The organism is Colwellia sp. MB3u-45 (assembly GCF_014077005.1).
Classification (GTDB): domain Bacteria; phylum Pseudomonadota; class Gammaproteobacteria; order Enterobacterales; family Alteromonadaceae; genus Cognaticolwellia.
The window spans coordinates 23735-45903 of record NZ_JACGVC010000043.1 but is presented as its reverse complement, the minus strand read 5'-3'; the positions used below and the strand labels follow the sequence as shown (position 1 = coordinate 45903).

Annotated in this window: 18 protein-coding genes; 12 read left to right on the top strand and 6 right to left on the bottom strand. The window is 39.1% G+C overall.

The features are described from left to right. Nucleotides 1–22: 22 nt before the first annotated feature. The 5 genes from H4J41_RS04985 to H4J41_RS04965 form a co-directional block, all read right to left on the bottom strand. Entirely contained in the window at nucleotides 23–787 is a 765-nt protein-coding gene (locus tag H4J41_RS04985; protein ID WP_182136119.1) for an ABC transporter substrate-binding protein, read from the bottom strand. A gap of 527 nt (nucleotides 788–1314) precedes the next feature. After that, nucleotides 1315–1842 carry a flavodoxin FldA gene (gene fldA, locus H4J41_RS04980; RefSeq protein WP_182136118.1) on the bottom strand — a complete coding sequence of 176 codons (528 nt, stop codon included), beginning with the start codon at nucleotides 1840–1842 and terminating at the stop codon, nucleotides 1315–1317. Between the two features lie 23 nt (nucleotides 1843–1865). Next, nucleotides 1866–2153 (bottom strand): LexA regulated protein, encoded by a 288-nt coding sequence (gene ybfE, locus H4J41_RS04975; protein WP_182136117.1) that lies wholly within the window; start codon nucleotides 2151–2153, stop codon nucleotides 1866–1868. 12 nt (nucleotides 2154–2165) lie between these two features. After that, complete coding sequence (locus H4J41_RS04970) at nucleotides 2166–2387, bottom strand: DUF2788 domain-containing protein (protein ID WP_182136116.1); 222 nt, start codon at nucleotides 2385–2387, stop codon at nucleotides 2166–2168. Between the two features lie 181 nt (nucleotides 2388–2568). Beyond that, the gene (locus tag H4J41_RS04965) at nucleotides 2569–3336 is read right to left on the bottom strand and encodes an alpha/beta fold hydrolase (RefSeq protein ID WP_182136115.1); all 768 of its coding nucleotides are present in this window, start codon (nucleotides 3334–3336) and stop codon (nucleotides 2569–2571) included. Nucleotides 3337–3600: 264 nt separating this feature from the next. Between H4J41_RS04965 and seqA the strand changes: the two genes are divergently transcribed. From seqA to rho, 5 genes are all read left to right on the top strand, one after another. Beyond that, nucleotides 3601–4152, top strand: coding sequence for a replication initiation negative regulator SeqA (seqA, locus tag H4J41_RS04960; RefSeq protein ID WP_182136114.1), 552 nt, complete (start codon nucleotides 3601–3603; stop codon nucleotides 4150–4152). 73 nt (nucleotides 4153–4225) lie between these two features. Continuing rightward, nucleotides 4226–5872 (top strand): phosphoglucomutase (alpha-D-glucose-1,6-bisphosphate-dependent), encoded by a 1647-nt coding sequence (gene pgm, locus H4J41_RS04955; protein WP_182136113.1) that lies wholly within the window; start codon nucleotides 4226–4228, stop codon nucleotides 5870–5872. A 459-nt stretch (nucleotides 5873–6331) separates the two neighbouring features. Next, nucleotides 6332–6694 (top strand): group 1 truncated hemoglobin, encoded by a 363-nt coding sequence (locus H4J41_RS04950; RefSeq protein WP_182136112.1) that lies wholly within the window; start codon nucleotides 6332–6334, stop codon nucleotides 6692–6694. A 5-nt stretch (nucleotides 6695–6699) separates the two neighbouring features. Further along, a complete protein-coding gene (locus H4J41_RS04945) occupies nucleotides 6700–7653 on the top strand; it encodes a GGDEF domain-containing protein (protein WP_182136111.1) in 954 nt (317 codons plus the stop codon). A gap of 747 nt (nucleotides 7654–8400) precedes the next feature. Continuing rightward, entirely contained in the window at nucleotides 8401–9345 is a 945-nt protein-coding gene (rho, locus tag H4J41_RS04940) for a transcription termination factor Rho (protein WP_182136110.1), read from the top strand. Between the two features lie 254 nt (nucleotides 9346–9599). On the opposite strand, the gene H4J41_RS04935 is transcribed toward rho, so the two are convergent. Beyond that, on the bottom strand, nucleotides 9600–11882 hold the full coding sequence (locus H4J41_RS04935; protein WP_182136109.1) for a TonB-dependent receptor: 2283 nt from the start codon (nucleotides 11880–11882) through the stop codon (nucleotides 9600–9602). A 258-nt stretch (nucleotides 11883–12140) separates the two neighbouring features. On the opposite strand from H4J41_RS04935, the gene H4J41_RS04930 reads away from it, so the two are divergent. From H4J41_RS04930 to H4J41_RS04900, 7 genes are all read left to right on the top strand, one after another. Continuing rightward, nucleotides 12141–13163 carry a LacI family DNA-binding transcriptional regulator gene (locus tag H4J41_RS04930; protein WP_182136108.1) on the top strand — a complete coding sequence of 341 codons (1023 nt, stop codon included), beginning with the start codon at nucleotides 12141–12143 and terminating at the stop codon, nucleotides 13161–13163. 104 nt (nucleotides 13164–13267) lie between these two features. Further along, nucleotides 13268–14509 (top strand): sugar MFS transporter, encoded by a 1242-nt coding sequence (locus tag H4J41_RS04925; protein ID WP_182136107.1) that lies wholly within the window; start codon nucleotides 13268–13270, stop codon nucleotides 14507–14509. Nucleotides 14510–14517: 8 nt separating this feature from the next. Then, entirely contained in the window at nucleotides 14518–16041 is a 1524-nt protein-coding gene (gene treF, locus H4J41_RS04920; protein WP_182136106.1) for an alpha,alpha-trehalase TreF, read from the top strand. Between the two features lie 642 nt (nucleotides 16042–16683). Then, entirely contained in the window at nucleotides 16684–17793 is a 1110-nt protein-coding gene (gene astE, locus H4J41_RS04915) for a succinylglutamate desuccinylase (protein ID WP_310649796.1), read from the top strand. Between the two features lie 528 nt (nucleotides 17794–18321). Next, a complete protein-coding gene (locus H4J41_RS04910; protein ID WP_182136105.1) occupies nucleotides 18322–19506 on the top strand; it encodes a thiamine pyrophosphate-dependent dehydrogenase E1 component subunit alpha in 1185 nt (394 codons plus the stop codon). Next, complete coding sequence (locus H4J41_RS04905; RefSeq protein ID WP_182136104.1) at nucleotides 19506–20483, top strand: alpha-ketoacid dehydrogenase subunit beta; 978 nt, start codon at nucleotides 19506–19508, stop codon at nucleotides 20481–20483. The genes H4J41_RS04910 and H4J41_RS04905 overlap by 1 nt, the downstream gene beginning before the upstream one ends. 11 nt (nucleotides 20484–20494) lie before the next feature. Further along, nucleotides 20495–22093: a dihydrolipoyllysine-residue acetyltransferase gene (locus tag H4J41_RS04900; RefSeq protein WP_182136103.1), complete on the top strand. Its 1599-nt coding sequence runs from the start codon at nucleotides 20495–20497 to the stop codon at nucleotides 22091–22093. Nucleotides 22094–22169: the final 76 nt, after the last annotated feature.

Here is a 22169-nt window from a genome sequence, read left to right as displayed (position 1 = left end):
TTATAGCTAAAAAACCTGTTAATTAGTACTCAGCTGGAGACAAGTCATATTGTTGTTTAATGGTTAATCGCTGTTTAGCAATATTATCAAAGGCTCGCTGGTAGCTTTGTATTATGTGATCGGGTGTATTGATATTAAATGCCAAGTAATTACCTGTTTTGTTGACCTGCCAAACCTGTTCATAGGCATCAGTATTTAAGTTGCTTTTTTTCGCTAAATGCTCAAAAGCATGAATAGAGGTAACCATCATGTCTACACGACCTGATTGCATCAACAAAAAGGCTTGTTCTAGTTGTGAAATTTCTGCGAGACTAGCCGCAGGAAAACCCATTTTATGTAGCGAAATACCGGAAATATCATCCTTTACCGCTACAACAGTATGATTAAACACTTGCTGTAAGTTGGAAAAATTAAAGTTTTTTGATTTTTTGGCAAATAAGACATGAGTAGAATGAAAAAAAGGCCCAACCCATTTAAATAGCTTTTCACGTGGTTGAGTTTTAGACACAGTAAATAAAGCGGTATTACTTTTATCTAAAGTAAATTTATAGCCACGTGCCCATGGCACTAACAGTACTTCTTGCTCAGGTATGTCTAAATTTTTCCAGATAGCTTTTAACGTATCTGCTGAAATGCCTTTGAGTTCATCATTGATTAAATAATTGGCTGGCGGATAAATCTCAGTATAAAAGGTGATGTTTTCAATGGCCGATGGTGGTTGAAATGCCTTCAGTTGAGGAAGCACTAAAAAAAACAACAAAATTGATTTTAAAATAAATATTTTCATTAGAAAGATCAGTACCAAACCATCGGAAGATCATGATAGCAAGATTCACGATATTAATTAAGTTTAATTATTAAAATCAAATAATTAAACTTAATTAGGAGCAGCATTACTAAGTGTTAACTATTAAATGCCTTGGACTATAGTGATAGTCAACCGCCATTGCCTTTATCTCAAGCGCTTATGCGCTAGTATGGCTACATTTTTTGTTTACTAGTTTTTTTAGATGAAGGGTTGAAAATTAATGTATATACCTTAAACGCATGTCCGGCTGCAAGCGTATAGCAGGTTTTGTTATACCAATTTCATTAACTAGGTGGTCTACTTTATACGCAGGTAAAATGGCCAAATATAAGGCATTTATTTAATAACTAGTTGTTCTAATTATTAAATAAATAACGCAGTAGTGGGTTGTTTTAACCAGTAAAAATGATCAGATAATTAGTGAAATTGGTATTAGCTATAATAGCAACAAAAAAGCCAGCTAACCGCTGGCTCTTTCAATACAATGTAGTTTACTGTGTAAAGCGTTAGTCTGCTAACTCAGCTAAACATAGTTCATCGTAAATTTGTTTAACCCAAGTATCGACGCGCTCGGCGGTTAGTTCAGGCTGACGGTCTTCATCAATACATAAACCGATAAAGGTGTTTTCGTCAACTAAGCCCTTAGAGGCCTCAAATTCATAACCCTTGGTTGGCCAGTTACCAACAATAATAGCGCCCTTTGATTCCACGATATCACGCAATGGCTCCATCGCATCACAGAAGTACTCAGAGTAATCTTCTTGATCGCCTAAACCGAAAATAGCCACGAGTTTGTCGGTAAAATCAATTTCTTCTAATTCAGGTAAGAAGTCATCCCAATCACATTGGTTTTCGCCATAATACCAGGTAGGAATACCTAAAATTATTAAATCGAACTCAGCGATTTCTTCTTTGGTACTTTTGGCGATATCTCTAACATCGACAAGGCTTTTACCCAATTTTTTTTGGATCATTTTGCCTACGGCTTCGGTGTTGCCTGTGTCACTTCCGAAAAATAAACCTACAATTGCCATCAATTTAACCTTTTTATAGCTAACTAAACTTTAATATCGTTGGCATCAAGCGACTGAACTAATAGGGCTTCTATTAATTCACTTCGACTAACACCTTTATCATTTGCTAAAGCGTCTAAGCGTTCATATACATCTTGATGTAATTTAAACTCTATTCGCTTTAAGCCATTGTTCTTATCGCGCTTGACCTGATTGCGTTTGTTTATTTTTACTTGCACGCTGCGTGAATGGGGGTTCGTTTTTGGTCGCCCCGGTCGCTTTTCATCGCTAAATAAGTCAATGGTCGTTAAATCTGCTACTTCTTTTGCCATCTTATTACTTACTTACCCAACGCCTTGGCTTTCCCAAATAAACTGAATGATGCCTTTTGCGATAAATCCAGCACACCCTAAAAATAATACAAAATAAACAACTATCTTTCCGATCTTAGGTACATCGTTTTTTTTCATTACATCATGCATTGATAAGCCAATGAAAATAAAGATAAAAGCAAAAAATAAATTTAGCCCAATGGTTTCAATTAATTCGAAGTGTTCTGCTAACATATTTAACCCTAAAATTTTCAGGGCGCACTATAGCATATTACGGCTTTTAAAGACATTATTTTTGTTACCTGAGTAACCACTTTGTCAGCATTATTTTGCTATTTTGGCGCCTATGAGTATAAAATAATTTTATCTCGCTAATTATACAAAGTTATACTGTTTGGTATTAGCGCTAGATCAATTAACTTGTTAAAAATCCTTCAACGCTGCGATTAAAGGCAAGCGTTTTTTCAGCATGTAACCAATGCCCAGCCCCTTGAATAACGCGAGCACGACTCTGTGGAAATAAGCGTAATATTGCAGTGCGGTGTTCGGGCAATATATAGTCAGAATTAGCCCCTTTGATAAACAGGGTGGGGCCTTGATAGCTATTGTTGCCTTGATAAGCTGTCATTATATGTGGATAATTTTTTGCTATGTTTTCAATATTACATTTAAAAGAAAACTGGCCATTTTCGCTACTTAAATTACGCAATAAAAATTGTCGCACGCTGAGATTGTCAACATATTGGCTGAGCTGTTTATCCGCGTCTTTACGTTGTTTTATCGTGGTAAAGTCAAGTGACCTTAAGCCAGCAATTATTTGCTTATGGTGCGGTGGGTATTCAGCAGGGGCTATATCGGCAACAATTAACTTTTCAACTAGCGCTGGTGCAGTAAGGGCTAATTCCATGGCTATTTTTCCGCCCATAGAATGCCCTAAGACTACGGCACTATTGATGGCTAGGTGCTGCATAATATCAATGATGTCTTGTGCCATGGTTGAGTAGTTCATCACACTATCGTGAAATGAGTCGCCATGGTTACGGACATCAACACTGGTGACTCGATAATTTTCCGCTAAGGCTTTTGCCACCATATTGAGGTTTTCTAAGCGGCCAAATAAACCATGGATAAGGATAATGTTTTTACCGCTGCCAGATTGTTGATAGTTTAAAAGCTTTGCCATTGGAGTCTCTTATGGTGTTATTTAAGGAATAAAACTGTGCTTATTTTTACATTTTGAGGTAATAAAATCTAAATTAAATTTTATTAAAATCAAGCAGTATATCGATTTGAGCGTGCTGATTGTGGTGGCTAATATTTAATTTTAAGAGCTTACCCAATGGCTTTTTGAAAAATATTTCCATCATTTGTTAATCCACTATAGAGACTTATTATTAACGCAAGTATAATCTTGCCGCGATCTATCATAATTTTCCTAGGGTCATCAATGAAAAACATCGAAATAGATGAAGAACTTTATCAACATATTGCCTCAAATACCCAGTATATTGGCGAAAGTGCCTCGTCGATATTACGTCGTCTAATTAACTTACCCAGCCAAAACAATGCTGAGGTTGTAGCTGCCGTTAAAGTAGAAGTTGTTGAACAAATTGTAGAAGCAGTTGTTGAAGAGCCAGTAGCTGATGCAAAGGTTGATGTTAATGGCTCAGTATTTCATTACATCAATAGAGAAGAGTTGGCTATGCAGCGTGGCGCTGTAGGTCGATTTTTACTGGTATTAGCGGCATTACATCGGGTGCACGGCCAGCGTTTTTCAGTCGCTTGTCAGATCAGAGGTCGTGACCGTTTATATTTTGCGGCCAGTGAAGCAGAATTAGTGGCTAGTGGCAGTAGTACTAAGCCTCGTCAGATTCCAGAAAGCCCATTTTGGGTGATTACAAACTCAAACACTACCCGTAAAAAAATGATGTTGACCGAAGTCAGTCGAGCATTAGGCTATAACGAGCAAGATGTAGAAGACATTCGCGATTTACTTTAGTTGTCATGGTGATATTAATCTGTGATCAAGTAAGGTATACGGCTTAAATTTTTATAAGGGATAAGGAAATTAAATGACCATTCATCAACATGCAGGCAAACTGGCAAGACCGATAGATAGAATTAACCTTGGTCGTTTGGTTAGCGACTATTTTTTACAAACACCTAATGTTGACATTGCCGAGCAAAAAGTGACTTTTGGTACTTCTGGGCATCGTGGTAATGCCAGTAAATTAAGCTTTAATCAGCAGCATATTGAAGCTATTTGTCAGGCAGTAGCTGAATATCGTTTAGCGCAAGGCTTTAATGGGCCACTTTATTTAGGTAAAGATACCCATGCGTTATCTGAGCCAGCCTTTGCTTCTGCTATTTCAGTATTGATCGCCAATAATGTCCCTGTTGTTATTCAAGACGATGATGGCTTTACGCCAACGCCGGTTATTTCACGCTTGATTATTGTCCATAATAAAACCCAGTCAAGCCAAGCTGATGGTTTGATCATCACGCCTTCGCATAACCCACCCAGCGATGGCGGCATTAAATATAATCCTCCTCATGGTGGTCCAGCTGAAGGTGAAATAACCCAAGTTATTGAGCAGCGTGCGAACGAAATAATTGCGAATAAACTGCTTGATGTTAAACGCCTTGATTATACCCAAGCGCTAAAATCTGCATTACTGACTCGTGAAGACTTTATCACTTTTTATGTTGAGCAATTAAGCCAAGTAGTCGATATGGAAGCCATTGCAAAAGCAGGTATACATATTGGTGTTGACCCTTTAGGGGGCTCAGGTATTCACTATTGGCCGGTAATCGCTAAAAAATATGGTTTGAAATTAGACGTAGTCAACCCAGTGGTTGATGCTAGTTTTGCTTTTATGCCCTTAGATAAAGATGGCAAAATTCGCATGGATTGCTCATCACCTTATGCCATGGCTGGCTTAATTGCTTTGAAAGACAAGTTTGATATTGCCGTCGGCAACGATCCTGATTTTGACCGCCACGGTATTGTGACTAAAACCGGTGGTTTGATGAACCCCAATCATTACTTAGCCGTGTCTATTCACTATTTAATGACTCACCGAAACTGGCCTAAAACTTGTAAAATAGGTAAAACACTGGTCTCTAGTTCGCTAATTGACCGTGTTGCCAAGCTTATTGACCGTCCTCTTTCAGAAGTACCTGTTGGTTTTAAATGGTTTGTTGATGGTTTACATGATGCAAGCTATGCCTTTGGCGGTGAAGAAAGCGCCGGCGCGACATTTATCGCCCGTGACGGCAGCTGTTGGACCACAGACAAAGATGGTTTTGTGATGACTTTACTTGCGGCTGAAATGCTTGCCGTTACTGGTAAAGACCCTTATCAATTATATCAAGCATTAGCTAAGCAATTAGGCGAACCCTGTTATGGCCGTGTTGAGGCGGTCGCTAACTTGCAACAAAAGCAGGTACTGACGGCACTAACCGCCGATGCTATTACTACTGATATGCTAGCAGGTGAGAAAATCAGCCAAATATTGTCACATGCGCCCGGTAACAATGCCGCTATTGGTGGCATTAAAGTGTGTACTGAAAATGGTTGGTTTGCTGCTCGCCCGTCAGGCACTGAAGATATTTATAAAATATACGCCGAAAGTTTTATTGATGATGCGCATTTACAGTTAATTATTAGCGATGCACAAAAACTTGTCAGTGCTGCCTTTGTGGCTGCTGGTTTGTAATACAAGCATAAAAAATATGGTTAGAATGGTGTTAAATAAAGTTGCCAGTGGGTGACTTTATTTATCGTTATGTCATTCTAATATTTATCTATTACTTTCTGTTCTTATGATACTCAAGGTCGTCTTATTTACGCTTAGTGTATTATCAAGTATTGTGGTGCGGGTTAAGATGAATGTAACAAGATGTTAAGGTAGTCTTATTTACGCTTAGTGTATTATCAAGTATTGTAGTGTGGGTTAAGATGAATGTAACAAGACGTTAAGGTAGTTTTATTTACGCTTAGTGTAGTATCAAGTATTGAGGTGCGGGTTAAGATGAATATAGCAAGCTTTAGTCTTGTTATATTCATTGAAAAAAAGAGCAAGTAGTCACTTAGTTAGTGAGATATTAGCTTAGCGAAATATTAGGCTTCCTAGTTATGGATAAATTCTAGCAATAGAACTAGAAATGGAAATTAAATGACGGCAATAAATTATTTTGAAAAATACGGGGGCTTTGCCACTTTATATCCTCTTGTGGGTGAGTTTTACGATGCAGTTCTAGAGTCAGATATTGTCGCTTATATTTTTGAACCAATTAGGATGGAGGCATTAATCGAGCACCAAACCAAATATTTGGCGGCTATGATGGGAGGCCCAGGTGAATATGATGATGAAAAGCTCAAATCAGCCCATAGTCAATTTAAGATAACTGAAGTTGAATGGCATGAAGTGGTCAATATTTTTATCGCTACCTTGAACAATTTTAAAGTTGAAGACGAGGATATCAAGGCGTTAGCTCGCTTGATAGCTGCTCGAAAATCGTTAATTGTCGCGGAGTAATAACCATGGGATTTGATTTATTAAATAAATTAGACGTTGTCGTTGCAATATGTAACAGGCAAACATTAGCCCCATCTTATTCGAGTAGCAAGTTTAAGGCGATCATAGGGGAATGTGGCGAGGCCATTTTCAACCTATTTGAGAGTAAATATCAAGAATTCTCTAGAGAGCAAGTCTTAGCTGTAACTGCACAAAGCCCTTATGCATTTACCATACAATTAAAAGCTGAACGCACGCGTAAAACCATCAAAGTTACCATGAGTGATTATGATGAAGACCAACTCATGATTGTTGGTCAGGACATAACCGAGCTGAAAAAACTAGAATATTCATTACAGGCTTATGCTTCTCTTATGGAAACACAAGAAAAGAGCCTGATTAAAATGGCCTATACCGACTCATTAACCGGTATCGCCAACCGTCGAGCTATGTTCAAAAGATTTAATGAATACATTCAAAACCAAAACCAAAACCAAAACCAAAACCAAAATAATACTAAAGGCTCTATCGCCGTAATTGACATTGATCATTTTAAACAGTTTAACGACGTTTATGGCCATGAGTTCGGTGATTATGTGCTAAAGCGCTTCGCTGAAAAAGTTACACTAGCGTTAGATAATGACTGTTATTTTGCCCGTATTGGTGGAGAAGAGTTTTGTGTCTTTAGTTACACACGCAATGGCGCAGAGTTAACTACGCTGATTGATACGGTTTTAGATTCAATAAAATGTTATGAAATACTGACGCCAGAAAAAAACATGACTCAACTTAGTTTTAGTGCTGGTATTGTCGAGAATACAACACATGGTACGACTTTAGATGAACTACTAAGCAATGCAGATAAGGCATTATACTTTGCTAAAGCGACTGGACGTGGTCAAGTTATTTCTTATTCAACAGATTTATTGGCAAAGTATAACGCTAAACCTATGCCTAAATTTCGAGAAATAAAGCGTTAAGTTATTTATTGCTATCAGAAATGAGCTTTGAATTTTGCAACCCTTTGTTGCTGGTTTTTGTGAGCAAATTAACGCTGTTAAGATATTAAGTTCAGCTTTTCAATGTCATCCTGAACAATAAAAACAAGCCGACTCAGTGATAAAAACTGGCATTAAAAATCAACAGTCAGGATCGCTATTGAACCATCCGCACAAGTGCGCTGTTAATTACTTAAAACGAGCACAATTAATAGAGCCCTTATGCCGCTGAAATTTACTTATGTCCAATGAGTAAAATAAAGCGATAAAATAGTCATTGATAATGATGGCATAAATTCTCAAAACTGCTGGTAATTACTCTTCAACGTGACTCTATCTACCATGACTTTAATAGGAAAGTTAGCCGCTATAAAAATGCTACGTTAGCGCTTAATTTATTTTACTGACATAAAACGTTAGCTAAAAAAACGCTTTTCTGTGATGATAAATTGGGCTCCTTTAGCTTAATTTACAATGCTATGGATATAGTTTTTTCGGTGATAGCAAGGGAAGCAGAGCGATAGCACTTTAAGCTTAATTTAGATTTTGATTTTAAAGATAACCGCTGAAAATATTGATCAATTTTTTCTAGTGGCTTAATCGCTATTTTAATAAAATATAATCTGAGCAGGTCGCTAATATTGTATGGGTGTAATACCCGTTAGTTACCTTAGACTAAAATACCGAGGTTAAAGAACACTTCACTCTCCAGAGCTATAAAGCGATATCATGACAAGAAAAATATTAACATTACCGGTCAAAAGAAAAAAAATATCCAAACAAGTGCATGAAGTAGTTAAAGATGCATCTTGTGATGACCCACAAAAGCGTTTTTTAAATGGCGTAGCCATTAATCCTTATCAGTGTATTGAGCTAGCATCAGGCTCTGAGCAACTTTCCATGCGAGCGATGGATTTGTTTACACCGCTTGGCAGGGGGCAACGAGGCTTGATTGTAGCTCCGCCAGGCTCCGGAAAAACCACGCTTTTAAAAGATGTTTGCCAAGCAGTGGCGACAGCTTATCCCGAAATAAAGCTTTATGCCTTACTTATTGATGAGCGTCCAGAAGAGGTGACCGACTTTAAGCGCAGTGTGTCGGCACAAGTACATGCTTCCTCTACGGATGAAAACCATGACCAACACGTTCGTGTCGCTAATAACCTGCTTAATATTGCGCGCAAGGAAGCGGGAGAAGGTCATGATGTTATGATTGTTATTGATTCTCTAACTCGACTGACAAGAGTACATAATGCCAATCAGAAAAGCAGTGGCCGTACTATGTCGGGCGGCCTTGACGCTAGCGCGATGGCGATACCACGAAAATTATTTGGCGCGGCGAGAAAGATTGAGCATGGTGGGTCACTGACTATTTTAGCAACCATACTTGTTGATACTGGCAGCCGGATGGACCAAGTGATATTTGAGGAATTCAAAGGCACGGGTAATATGGAAGTTGTTTTATCACGGGAAGCTGCACAACAACGAATTTTTCCTGCCTTGGATATGGCTAAAAGTAGTACGCGCCGTGAGGAACTGCTGTTAAATGTTAAGGATCTCGAAAATATAAAAAATTTGAGAAGAGCATTTACCGGGCTTAAACCCACAGAAGGTGCGAGTAAACTTGTTGAGTTACTGAAAAAATATCCAAGCAATGCCGAGCTGTTAAATCGTTAGTGGCGAAAAAATTGCAGTGTATTGCAGTGTTGAGTTGATGAAATGAATTAGCGCACAAAGCGATAACTTTATGTGCTAATTAGCTCTGTTTTTTCTACTACTTTTGCTGCTAGATTGGCAAATGGGTAGTTATTAATCTATGGTAAGCTTAGTTACTGGCTTAGTTACTGGCTTAGTTTAATAGTTAATAGTGAGTCAAGACAACAAAGCGAATCAAGTTGTTTCGCTTTGTTGTTAACTGACGCTAGTGCAAACTAGAACTGATAACTGACATTAAAATCAATAGTACGCGCTAAGATGTAACGACCATTTGAAGATAAGGTGTCACGTGGATCTCCTTCGGTTAAACCTTCTTCATCAGTTAAGTTACTTACCGATAATTGCATTTGTACTGCATCAGAAAGATTTAAAATCATACCAAGGTCAATTTTCTCGTAGCCCTCTAATATTGCTGCTGGGGTATTTAATGCATCGCTAAAACGATCATCTACCACGCTAAGTGTGCCGTACAAGGTGGCATACATGCCATTACTAAAGTCGATATTATAACTAGGTGTTACCCGCACTTGATAGCTTGGTAATCTTGGCGATTCATTGCCAATAACCAGTGGATCGCTATGCTCAGTGACTTCTGTTTTTTGCAAAGTAGCATTTAGGTTTATTGAAAAACCATTATTACTGTAGTAATTAAAATCGAGTTCTACGCCATAAGCTTCATTGGTAAAAACTTCTGCAGGATCACCTGGCGTTGCCACGAAAGTGTCACCTTTTACCTCGTTGAAAAAACCTGTAGCATAAAGCTCATAGCTATTGGTAGAAAGCTTATAACCTAATTCAAATTGACTAACATCTTTGATCAGATCTTCACCGGTTTGGTAGGCACCAAAGTTATCTCTGAAATCATCAAAGAAAGGCATTTTACTGCCTTCACTAGCGCGGACAAAAATGCCTTGTTTTTCAGCAAACATCCAGTTCGTACCAACTGTCCATGCCGTGCTTGTTTCATCGTATGAAACTGCTTTGGTAATAGTACCGTCTAGGCCTTCGTCAACCGTGTACTCAATTTGATGGTTTTCACGACGCAACCCACCATCAATCGTTATTGCATCTGATACTTCATAAGAAGCAGCAAGGTAAAGGGCTGTTGTACGGCCCTCGCCAACACTATTGATATCGTAATTCCAGCCACAGCTATCCACATTGTCATTACAATCGATACCAGTCAGGTTTTCACCGCCGGGTGCTATTACATGATAGGAATGATTTCCTAATGCCCACCAATCTTTGGCAGAAAAAGTAGAGTTATATAAACCGGCGGTTACGCTGCCCTTGTCAAAGGTTTTGGTTAAAGCGAAATCATTGGTAAATGCTTCAATTTGTTTTTTAACTACCCAACGACCAATTTGCTGAACATCAGTATCACCTGAATATTCAGTACCTGTAACACTGCCCAATGCACTACTGCCATTATCCGCAACCGTTGATAATTTAACGGCTGAGCCGTTTGGTACTAAGCCATAGGTATCAGCATCGCCACTGGTATAAATGAATCGATCTACTATTCCCCAGCCATTATCTAAAGTTAGATCAATACTACCGCCAGATACTGAGCCATTCCAGCCACGCCCTTGGCCAAAATCAACCGTTTCAGTGGTTTTATTACCTTCAGGACCATATTGAATACTTGCTTGGCGATTTAATGTACCTATTTGAGTAAATTTATTATCAACACCTTCAACATTTAAAGGTGTTGGTAAATACCAAACACCATGGTCATCAGTTTGACGAGTGTAGAAGTTGATTTTACCGTTATCTAAAACTTTCGTTAAGTTAAGCGTAAATTGATTGCCTTCTTCAGCATTAAAACCCGCATCGCGCACACCGGGTGAGCTTTTAATATAACCACCTACCATGAAGAACAGATCATCAGCAAGGCTGCCACTCACCACTGCGTCTACACGCTGTAAACCGTAGTCAGAAGTAGAGTACTTTACTAAGCCTTCGGTATATTCTGAGCCTTCTTTTAATAGAAAGTTAGTGGTAAGGCCGGGTTGACCATTACTGATCACTGGGTTGGTACCACCACGTAGTGCTTCCATAAACTCTACTGTTTCATCTAAGCGAAATAGGGTTGAATTTTCTAGGAAAGAAAGCGTTGGTGGCGGAAATATTGGCGCACCTTGCAGTTGAACTGTTAAGAAAGGCGCATCTCCACCACTAGGGAAGCCACGCACGAAAACATTGGCACCAGCAACGCCGCTTGAGCTTTCAGACCAAACACCAGGAATTGCCTTAAACAAGTCAGCAGTGCTTTTTGGTGCTAATCTTTTAATATCTTCTTCAGAAAACGAGCTAATAGCAAAGCTGGCTTCTTCCTTAGCAACCGCTTTACCACTAAAAGTACCAGTAACGATAATTTTTTCAATTTTCTCATTGGCTACTTTACGGTTTGATTCTTCTGCAGCTAAAACATTATTTGCTTGGCAAAGTAAGGTTATTGCAATGGTGATTGCAGATAGTTTGAAATTCTTAGTCATGTTTTGTCCCCTGATCTGATAAGAGCATTCGCTTTATCAGTTAATAGTTTTGTTGAATATATTTTTCCCCACGAGCAATATAAGTGTGAATGCAAACGTTTGCAAGTCGATTGTTGCAAACGTTTGCATTTTTTTGTTTTCAATTGCATTACTGGCTAATTGTGCAATAATTCTTGAGCATTATTAAGTAGAAAAAATTAAGCTGTAAATTTATGACGGTAAAATCGAAAGTTGTATCAACTTAGGAAGTAAAGACAATTGGTTAATGACAACAAATTAACGTTAGCAGGGCTGGCAAAACTAGCCGGTGTTTCGACGTCAACAGTATCAAGGGCTTTGAAAGATAACCCATTGATAAAAAAAGAAACGCGAGAAAGCCTACAAGCTTTAGCTAAAGAGCACAATTTCAGTTTAAACCGAGCGGCAAGTCGTTTACGTACCCAAAAGACTAATGTTGTAGCCGTTATTTTAAATTTAACTGATGATACAGACCAAAGTATCAGCGACCCTTTTTTACTTAAAGTTGTTGGCGACTTGAACCAAGAGCTTAATCAACACGGCTATGAATTATTATTGTCAAATTCGCACATGGCTAATGATGATTGGGCTAACTATTTTATTAGCAGTAGCAGAGCCGACGGCATTATAGTTATTGGCCAGGGTAAAAGCACAACACAAGTCGAGCAAGTGGCTAAATCAGGTGCTCCGCTTGTGGTTTGGGGCGCTCCAACGGCACAATCCAGTTACGTTATTGTTGGCAGTAATAACGACTTGGGCGGCTACCTTGCAACACAGCATTTGATTGACGGCGGCTGTAAACGTATTCTTTTTCTCGGCGATCCTGAACATGCTGAAATGAGTGAACGTTATAAAGGCTATAAAAGAGCCTTAATAGAAGCTGATATAGACTCTTCAACCGAGTTAACTTTATCTTGTGACATTACCAGTAAAGTTGCCTATGAAAAAATTGACGAGATAATTTTAGCTAAAGGGTTATTTTTTGATGGCATAGTTGCTACGAGTGATATGGTGGCTCTAGGGGCTTTAAAGGCTTTGAAAGAAAGATACATTAACATTCCTAATGATGTCAGTATTATTGGTTTTGATGATATTGCGATGGCCGAACTTTTTCATCCCGCCTTAACTACCATTAAACAGGACACTAAATTAGCGGCTAAAATAATGGTTGAGCAGCTGTTAAGGCAATTTAATCACCAAGCAGCCGAGTCTGTTGTCATCGACATTGAGCTTATTAAGCGAAAATCTACCCGCGATAGTTAAGCTACTAGCGGATATAGATTATAAAAAAACCATAATGCAAACGTTTGCATTATGGTTTTTTTGTTATACACTAAGTGAAATCACCTTCAAGGATAAGTTAAAGTATGTCCCGACTAGTCACCATAAGTGCTATTGCAGCAGCCTATTTTGTTTTTGCCATTCTGCTAAATAGCGTTGGTACAGTGATCCTTCAATCGATTAATAGTTTTGGTGTTAGTATGCCACAAGCTAGTACTTTAGAAGGCTTTAAAGACTTATCCATTGCTTTTGTTTCTTTTTTTATAGCCTCTCTCATTCCAAGAATTGGCTATAAAGTCACCTTGATGATGGGTTTGTCATTAGTGACACTGGCGTGTTTGATTACTCCAATACTGGGCAGTTTTTGGGTGATTAAGTTACTGTTTGCCTGCATTGGTGTTTCATTTGCGTTAGTCAAAGTATCGGTTTACTCGATTATTGGCCAACTATCATCATCGGTAAAATCACATTCGTCACTACTTAACACCATTGAAGGTATTTTTATGTTGGGTAGCTTGTCAGGCTATTGGTTATTTAGCTTTTATGTCGACCCTAATATTAAAACCTCTACTGATTGGTTAGACGTGTATTACCCTTTGGCCGCAATGATCGCGTTAACCTTAGTCTTAGTCGCTTTTTCTTCCATTGAGAAAGCTGAAATAAGCAGTGAAAATAAAAACATGATCAGTGGTTTTATGCACATGATTAAAATGAGCTTTCAGCCCTTAGTGTTGGTGTTTGTTCTGTCTATCTTCCTTTACGTATTAATTGAGCAGGGTATTGGCACTTGGTTACCCACCTTTAACAGTGAGGTCCTAGGGTTGCCCAGTAATGTTAGCGTACAAATGACCAGTATTTTTGCGGCTGCGCTTGCCATTGGTCGATTATTGGCCGGACAAGTATTACGAGTAATTCATTGGTATGTGTTACTCAACATCTGCTTAATCGTGATGGGGCTAACCATTATCGTGCTATTACCATTAACCGAACTTTCTTCAACACAAAATGTGACCAGCATTTTTGATGCGCCTTTAGTTGCTTATCTTTTACCCCTGATTGGTTTGATGATGGCACCTATTTATCCAGTACTTAATTCAGTGATGTTAAGCAGTATAGAGCGTTCGCAACATGCGGCTATGACAGGGTTAATTGTTATTTTTTCTGCTTTGGGGGGAACCACAGGTTCAATTATTACCGGCTTCTCTTTTCAAGCTTTTGGCGGCCAAACCGCTTTTTATCTGTCACTTATTCCTATGGGACTAATTTTTATTAGTCTGTATTTTTTCAAAACGGCAACGCAGAAAACGCTCGATTTAAAGCCGGTATAGAGACTCGCATGAAACACACCAATAATATAACGTCAAAAGTTCAAACAAGCTTAGCATTCTTTGAAAGTGAGCTATTTAATCAAGTACAAATGAGTGGCATTTTTCCTGATAGTAAAACTTTTGCTGACGCCATAGCCAGATTTCCGCTTGAAGATATATTGAAAAAATATAATTCAGCGCCAATTAATAATGAAAATATCATTGAATTTGTTGAAGAAAATTTTATTATTCCTAAGCTAAATGAAATACTTATTGAAACACCAAGTCTTGATATTAATAAGCAAATTGACGCTTTATGGCAAGCTTTACGCATGCCAGCAGATCAGCAACTCAATAGCTCTTTATTAGCCCTTAATAAACCTTATATAGTGCCAGGAGGGCGTTTTAGAGAAATATACTACTGGGACAGTTATTTTACTGCTTTGGGCTTGGTTGAGTCGAATCAAGTTGCGCTAGTTGAATCTATGTTAGAAAATTTTGTCGACTTACAATCACGTTACGGCTTAATTCCTAATGGCAATAGAAGCTATTATATCTCGCGTTCTCAACCACCTATTCTAGGCTTATTAGTTGAATTGCTTTTACCTTATCAAGACGATAAAGGCGCATTTTTAAAAAAATATATTACGCCGATTGAAGTGGAATACCAATTTTGGATGCAGGGAAGTGCCAGTTTATCTCAGGGGCAATATGAGCATAGGCGTGTTGTAAAAATGCCTGATGGTAGCTTTTTGAATCGTTATTGGGACGACAACGAAACACCACGGTCAGAGTCATATAAAGAAGATATAGAATTGCTAGATCAGTCAAGGCCCGAAAACCCTGGTGAGTTTTATCGTAATATTCGTGCGGCTTGTGAGTCGGGTTGGGATTTTAGCTCGCGCTGGTTGGCTGATGCGCAGTCATTGGCGTCTATTCGTACCACCCAAATTATTCCAGTAGACTTAAATTGCTTGTTGTATAAACAAGAAAGCCTACTGGCTGATTATTATTTAGCGATTGGCGATAAAGCCGCGAGTGTAAGTTACCAGAATTATGCCCTAAGCAGAAAAAATGCTATTAATCGTTATATGTGGTCAACGAAGCAGGGTTATTTTATGGATTACGATATCGGTCAGCAAAACCAGAGTGCGGTGTATTCCTTAGCTGGCGTGTTACCTTTATTTGTACAATTAGCCAGTTCAAGCCAAGCAGAGCAGATAGCTGATGTTATTGAAGATAAGTTTTTGCAAAAAGGAGGCTTAACGACTACAGCTATTAACAGCGGCCAACAATGGGACGCCCCTAACGGTTGGGCACCTTTACACTGGTTTGCGGTGCAAGGTTTACTTAACTATCAGCAAGCGTCTTTAGCGCAAACAATTAAAAGTCGTTGGCTTAATACTGTTGAGGTTTATTTTAACAAAACGGGCAAGCTGATGGAAAAATACAATGTCTGCCAGCAAAGTGATAAAGCTGAAGGAGGCGAGTATGATGTGCAAGAAGGCTTTGGTTGGACAAACGGAGTTTATAAAGCCTTTGTGCAAAAATAGTTATCCGCAGCAAGGTTAACAAGTTTCATCAAACCAAATTTAAACATCGAAGATTTTTAGGGGATATTGCGCGCTAAAAATAATATTTGTCTAATCTAGCTACCTTCGAAGATAGTCGCCATGACCTCAGGAGAGTTCAAACGCTATTGCAACAAAAGTAGCTATTAAAATTTAAGTCCTAATTTTAATAGCTAGCGACAAAAGTGGCTGTTAATAACCCAAGTCATAGGTTCATAATACGCCTGCAAATGTCTACGTTTAGCATAAAATTTTAACTCGCTTTATACCCTAGAGCGAGTTAGTAACCTGGTTAAACTTTTAACTCTGAAAGTTGTAATTTTCACTATTTTAAACCGCTTGCTTAAAGTGCTTAATAAGATGGCTGAGACAGTTAAAGACGAATATTTTACTACTAACCAATCAACCTACTAAGCAACCAATAGCGACAAAAAATATCTACTGTTAAAGCTCACACTGAGTAATCATGCACAAAAGAGATTAAATTTGCAGCGCAAAGACCTTTAGTTTCAAATCAAGTACAATAGCGCATAATCAGCAATCAGCAATCAACAATTAATAAGCGTTGCCGTCTCCAATCTAGGCTACTCAATTAAACTCTTTTATGACAACAGGTGAAAACGCGTGAGTGATTTTTCAAGTTCAACCAATGCCTTCGCATCAACTTTACAACAAAGTGGTGATTTTCTCTCAATGACTCGTGCTAATGAATGGTCATTACCTGGTGGCGCTTTTAGTTTTGATGTTACGCATCAAGCTTCTCAAACCTCAAGTAAAGTCACGGTATTAGATACCGGCTTAATTACCTTCGAACCGATTGATCGTGCTAGCAGCCAAGATATTGTTTTATCGAGTGCTGTTCATGGTAATGAAACCGCGCCAATTGAAATTTGCAGCGATATTATTGGCCAATTGATCCGAGGTGAGTTGGCGTTAGCAGAGCGGGTATTATTTATTTTTGGTAATCCGGCCTCAATGAATATTGCCGAGCGCTTTATTGAAGAAAACCTGAATCGTTTGTTTTCTGGCGGCCATTCACAAGACCAAGGCCAAGGTGCGGGGTTAATTAATAAAGAGCGTCATCGTGCTTTGTTATTAGAAAACACAGTGAGAGACTTCTTCGTTGCAGGCAGTAAATTAGACTCAGCAGATGGCGAAGAACGTAGTCGTTGTCATTACGATCTACATACCGCTATTCGTGGCTCAAAGTGTGACAAATTTGCGGTTTACCCTTTTTTGCATGGCGCGCCGCGTAAAAAAAGTCAGCTACAGTTTCTAAATGCCTGCGGTGTTAGCACTATTTTATTGTCACATTCTCCAACTACTACCTTCAGTTATTTTTCGTCACATGAATTTGGCGCCGATGCTTTTACCGTTGAGCTAGGTAAAGTACGTCCATTTGGTGAGAATGATATGAGCCAGTTTGTTCAAGTTAGAGACACTTTGACCAAGCTAGTGTCAGGTCAGCAGCTTGATTTAGTGCCATATAAAGCCAGCGATTTTAACCTTTATGAAATATCACAAGTGATTGATCGCCAGCATGAAAATTTTTCGTTAACTTTTGCTGATGATGTTGAAAATTTCACAGACTTTCCTAAAGGTCATGTATTAGCGATTGACGGTGAAAATGAAGTTAAAACTCAGCAAGACGGCGAAGCGATTATTTTCCCTAATGCTAATGTCGCTATTGGCCAACGTGCGATGCTAACCGTTACCCCCACAACACTTGCCTAAATGGACTTAGGTACTTAGGTTATGTCTGGAACAAATAACCTGTGCCTAAATGGACTTAGGTACTTAGGTTATGTCTGGAACAAATAACCTGTGCCTAAATGGACTTAGTTACTTAGGTTATGTCTGGAAGACATAGCCTGTGCCTAGGTGAATCTCGTTACTTAGATACTTAGCTTAGAACTGAAACTAAAAGTCTGCGTCTAAATGGACTTCGGTATTTAGCTACTGATTTTTTTGAAACTAAAATATTTTTTATCAATGACTTAGACTCATAGGTTTGATTATAGCGAATATAACTGTAAAGAATTCTGCTCGCTGCAAGGCTTGCAGAACAGTTCACTTTGATCACTAGACTTGTGTTTCAGTTTACGTAAAGGTAAAGTGATCGCGATTATTACAACCAACAATTCATAACAACGACATTAATACTCACCTTGCGTTGAAAGCTTCTATACTTTCATTAATTAAAGCCAAGGTAGAATAGGCAATGTTACCTTATATCCAAGGTTAATAAAAAAAGAGAAGGCTATGAACACTGACGTATATAGCGAAAGCCCGGTTGTACATCAACCCGCTTTTATTGATGGTCATTCAGTTGAAATTCCAATCCTTAAAATATTGAAACAAGATGGTAGCATTTATAAAAATGCTGCCATGCCAAACATAGATCAAGCATTAGCGACTAAAACCTATAAAACGCTCGCTTTTCATCGTGTATTAGATGAACGTATGGTGGCAGCACAGCGCCAAGGTCGCATCAGTTTTTATATGACGGCACTTGGCGAAGAAGCTGCTAGTGTTGGTGGTGCTGCTGGCCTGAAAGATCAAGATATGATCATGGCGCAGTATCGTGAGCAGGGAGCATTAATGTTTCGAGGTTTTAGCCTTGAAAACTTTATGAACCAAATGTTCAGCAATGAAAAAGATTTAGGTAAAGGTCGTCAAATGCCAATTCATTACGGTAGTCGTGAATTGAACTATATGACGATTTCATCACCACTTGGTACACAAATCCCACAAGCTGCCGGTTATGCCTATGGTCAAAAACTGCAAGGTTTAGATGCGGTTACCATTTGTTATTTCGGTGAAGGCGCGGCGTCTGAAGGTGACTTTCATGCCGGCTTAAACATGGCGGCTGTACATCAAGCACCGGTTATTTTCTTCTGTCGTAATAATGGCTACGCTATTTCAACGCCATCAGAAGAACAATATGTCGGTAATGGTATTGCTTCACGTGGTGTGGGTTACGGTATGAAAACCATACGTATTGACGGCAATGATATTTTAGCTGTAATTGCTGCCGTACAATTGGCGCGTGAATATGGCATAAAAGAAGGCAAGCCGGTATTAATTGAAGCTATGTCTTACCGTTTAGGTGCGCATTCAACGTCTGATGATCCTTCAGGTTATAGAACACGTGAAGAAGAAGCCAAATGGCAAGAACATGATCCAATTCTTCGGATGAAGAACTGGATGCTTGCCCAAGGTTGGTGGGACGAAGCACAAGAAACTGCCTTGTTTGAAAAGTTAAGAGATGAAGTTTTAGCCGCTGTTAAAGTGGCTGAAAAAATTGACAAGCCACCAGTAGAAGATCTCATTACTGATGTTTATGACCAAGTACCGCCTTTGTTACAAAGTCAATTTGATGATCTTAAAGAACATATCAAAAAACATCCTAAAGCTTACCCGTTTACGTCAGGGAGAATTAAGTAATGGCGCAAATCAATTTATTACAAGCGATTAATGACGCGCTTAATATCGTGATGGCAGAAAACGATCGTGCGGTTTGTTTTGGTGAAGATGTGGGTCACTTTGGTGGCGTATTCCGTGCCACCAGTGGTTTACAAGAAAAATACGGTAAAAGCCGTTGCTTTAATACCCCCTTGGTTGAGCAAGGTGTTATTGGTTTTGCTAATGGCCTAGCCGCGCAAGGTAGTACCGCTATTGCTGAAATTCAGTTTGCTGATTATATTTTTCCGGCCTTTGACCAAATTGTTAATGAATCAGCTAAATTTCGTTACCGCAGTGGTAATGAATTTGATGTGGGTAAACTGACTATTCGTACGCCATACGGCGGCGGTATTGCCGGTGGTTTATATCATAGCCAATCACCTGAAGCTTATTTTGCTCATACGCCGGGTTTAAAAGTTGTGGTGCCTCGTAACCCTTATCAAGCAAAAGGTTTGTTACTGGCGTCAATTCGTGACGATAACCCGGTAATATTCTTTGAACCTAAACGTTTGTATCGTGCATCAGTTGGCGAAGTGCCAGAAGAAGACTACGAACTACCCTTAGGTAAAGCTGAAGTTGTACAAAAAGGCAGTGATATCACCTTACTGGCTTGGGGCGCTCAAGTTGAGATCGTTGAGAAAGCAGCAGCATTGGCAGCAAGCGACGGTATTTCATGTGAAATTATTGATTTACGTACCATTTTGCCTTGGGATATTGAAACAGTAGCCAACTCAGTGACTAAAACAGGGCGTTTTGTTGTCAGTCAGGAAGCCCCTTTAACGGCTGGTTTTGCCAGTGAAATTGCCGCGACTATTCAACAAGAATGTTTCTTGCATTTAGAAGCGCCAATTGCTCGAGTTTGTGGCATGGATACACCTTATCCATTAGCACTTGAAAAAGAATACGCTGCAGATCATTTAAAGATCTTTGAAGCAATTAAAACCACTATGACCTACTAGGATTTATAAGCATGAGCATTGATTTTATACTGCCAGATATTGGCGAAGGTATCGTTGAATGTGAACTGGTTGAATGGCTAGTAGCTGAAGGCGATGTGATTGCAGAAGATCAGCCCGTTGCTGATGTGATGACCGACAAAGCCTTGGTTCAAATTCCAGCGATGCATTCTGGCGTAGTAGACAAACTTTACTACGCACAAGGCGAGATAGCGAAAGTTCATCAACCTTTATTTTCTATGACACCAGAAGGTAGCGCTGAAACGCAAAGCGCTGTTGCACCAACATTAGATGACACAATAGCCGCTGAAATACCTGTAGCGCCAGCGCCTACTACTGCAAGTGCAAGCGGCACTCAAGTAGAAGACTTTATTTTACCTGATATTGGTGAAGGTATTGTTGAATGTGAATTGGTTGAATGGTTAGTAGCTGAAGGTGATTTGATTGAAGAAGATCAACCGATAGCTGATGTGATGACCGATAAAGCCTTGGTACAAATACCAGCTATGCATAAAGGTAAAGTGGTTAAGCTTTATTATGCCAAAGGTGAAATTGCCAAAGTTCATGCACCCTTATTTGCCGTTGAAATTGCCGCCTCTGGACCAGCGACTGTTGCTGCTGTAGTTGAAGCTCCAAAAGCTGTTGCCACTAATGCACCAGCTAAGGCTGAGGTTGTTGAAACTCAAGCAGTTGTAGCAAAAGTAGTGAATAAAAAAGCTGTCGCGAGTCCTGCTGTGCGCCGTGTTGCGCGTGAGTTAAGTGTTAATATTCATCAAGTACCTGGCAGTGGTAAAAAAGGTCGGGTTTATAAAGAAGATGTTTTAGCTTTTAACAAAGTACCAGCACCCGCAGTGGCAACTAACCCTAGCGTTGCTGATGTTAGCAATGTTACCAGTAGTGTTTTTGGTGGCACACGCGTTGAACCTATTCGCGGTATAAAAGCTGTGATGGCAAAAGCTATGGTTAGGTCAGTATCGACTATTCCTCACTTTACTTACTGTGAAGAAATCGACATGACCAATTTGATTAAATTGCGTGGAGAACTAAAAGAAGTTTATGCCAAGCAAGATATTAAATTAACCATGATGCCATTCTTTATGAAAGCTATGTCGTTAGCGTTGAAACAATTTCCGTTAGTGAATACGCAAGTGAATGAAGATTGTACCGAGTTAACTTATTTTGACGATCATAATATTGGCATGGCCGTTGACTCGAAAGTAGGTTTGTTAGTACCTAATGTTAAACAAGTACAAACAAAATCTATTTTAGACTTAGCTGCGGATATTACCCGTTTAACCAATGACGCGCGCTCAGGTCGAGTGCCAGCAGCTGATTTGAAAGGTGGCACGATCACCATTTCAAACATTGGCGCTATTGGTGGCACGGTGGCAACGCCTATTATCAATAAGCCTGAATCTGCTATTGTTGCCTTAGGTAAGTTACAAAAATTACCCCGCTTTAATGACAAAGGTGAAGTGGAAGCTCGCTCAATTATGCAAGTGAGTTGGTCTGGCGATCATCGTACTATTGACGGTGGCACCATTGCTCGTTTTTGTAATTTATGGAAGTCATTCCTTGAAGAGCCAAGCAATATGCTAGTGCATATGTCATAATTTTTGTTCAATTATCTTGATTAAAAAAACCTGCATTATGCAGGTTTTTTTTATTAAAAATTAGGCTGAAGAAATG